This is a genomic window from Paraburkholderia lacunae, from assembly GCF_003353175.1.
Lineage (GTDB): Bacteria > Pseudomonadota > Gammaproteobacteria > Burkholderiales > Burkholderiaceae > Paraburkholderia > Paraburkholderia lacunae.
In genome coordinates, this window is record NZ_QHKS01000085.1 from 1 (window position 1) to 1,678 (window position 1,678).

1 protein-coding gene is annotated in these 1,678 nt (G+C 61.6%); it reads right to left on the reverse strand.

Annotation, left to right across the window (positions count from 1 at the left end; all coding sequences use genetic code 11):
• Positions 1-143: 143 nt before the first annotated feature.
• The gene (locus DLM46_RS38830) at positions 144-1,574 is read right to left on the reverse strand and encodes an ISNCY family transposase (protein WP_115110386.1); all 1,431 of its coding nucleotides are present in this window, start codon (positions 1,572-1,574) and stop codon (positions 144-146) included.
• Positions 1,575-1,678: the final 104 nt, after the last annotated feature.

Here is a 1,678-nt window from a genome sequence, read left to right on the forward strand (position 1 = left end):
TGTCAAAGCCATCCTGAAATGTCGCAGTGGCAGCTATTTAGAAATGTCGGGTTTTGACGTTGATTTTGACTCTGTATTTAACGGTTTGAATCTCACACGGCGTTGAAGGACAGCGTGTGAACGGGCAGGGCGTGTCAGTCCGTTCAGGCAGATCCTGCAGACCGACGGCCAGGTTTGCGCGGCTGCTTTGGTTGATTGTGTTGCACCATCTCCACGATCACACCGTTAAGGTCGTCCTGTGTGAATTCACGCTGCTTCTTCGTGCCCTGCGCGCGTTCCGTTGCCCGAACCGGTTGTCCCTGATTCGTGCGCGCGGGGGAGCCCGAGATGCGCCGGTTGTCGCGTTGCGCCTGGATCGCCTGCGCGACCTGCAGTACGTGACTCAGGCGCTTGTGTTCAACGACCGCGCCCTGATCGATCTCGGCCAGCCGGTCGTACTGCCTGTACGGCAGCACCCGGCCATCGGCGCGGATCTCGATGCGTCCGTCCGGATACTCCCACACGTCGATGTAGCGGTGGATCAGTTTGCGGTTCTCCGCCGTGTCATCCAGCAGGTACATCACGCGGTCGTACTGCACCGTCAGCGACTTCGTCACGCGTCGCGTCTCGCGCCAGGTCATCAGCAGGTCGAGATGCTCGTCAGCCCGCAGCGGCCGGTGTGCATCGAACTCACTCTTCGGTGGCCTGGCAAACCGCGCGTTGTAGGCCGCGATGAAGGAGGGCGCATACGCATTGGCATCAGCCACCGTGCTGATGCCGCGCAACCGCATCTCCTTCACCATGCGGTCCTGCAGCGTGAGGTGGGCGCGTTCGACGCGGCCCTTCGCGGAACTGCTGTTCGCGCAGAACGTGTCGATGTTCAGTTCGTACATCGCCCGGCCGAAATGCGTCACGCTGCTTCCCGTTTCATGGGCTTTGCCACTGCGAAACACGCTCGCCTTGTCGCTATAGAACGCGCCGGGCTTGCCGTGGCATTCGATGTACGCACGCGTCGCCTCGAAATAGCTGAAGGTTGATTCGCTCGCCGTGAAGTGCAGATGCATCAGCCGGCTGGTCGCATCGTCAACGTACACCAGCAGTGTGCAGGCTGGCGCCCGTTCCTCGAACCACCGGTGATCGCTGCCGTCGATCTGCACCAGCTCGCCCAGACACGCACGACGGGCCCGCGGCTGATAGACCTTCGGCGGGCGCTGCCGGCGCGGAATCCACAGCCCGGCATCGGTCATCAGGTGCCGCACGGTTTCCTTGGCCATCCGGATGCCGTGGCACTCCCAAAGCTTCTCGCAGGCCAGCGTCGGCCCGAAATCGGCGTAGCGCTCACGAATGATCGCCAGCGCCCGCTGAGCCAGTCCTTCGTCCAACTTCCGGTTGCCGGAACGGCCACGTCTGCGCGAGGCCAGTCCCGCCGCACCGGATTCCTGATAGCGGATCACCAGGCGCTCAACCTGACGCACGGTCAAGCCCAGACGTTCGGCCGCGCGACCAGGCTTGAGGCCCATGTCGACAATGGCCTGGATGACCTTCAAACGGTCGAGTTCGCGCATGTTCAATGTCACCAGTGTGGCTGGACACATGGCCGACTCCGAAATCTCGCAACGGACCGACCAGCATGCCAGCGTTCAAAAACACGACATTTCTATCTAGCTAGAACACGACATTTACATAAAGCCGCTACACC

Excerpts from the sequence above, each read along its gene's own strand:
- DLM46_RS38830 (WP_115110386.1), bottom strand. The coding sequence starts at position 1,574 with ATGTGTCCAGCCACACTGGTGACATTGAACATGCGCGAACTCGACCGT.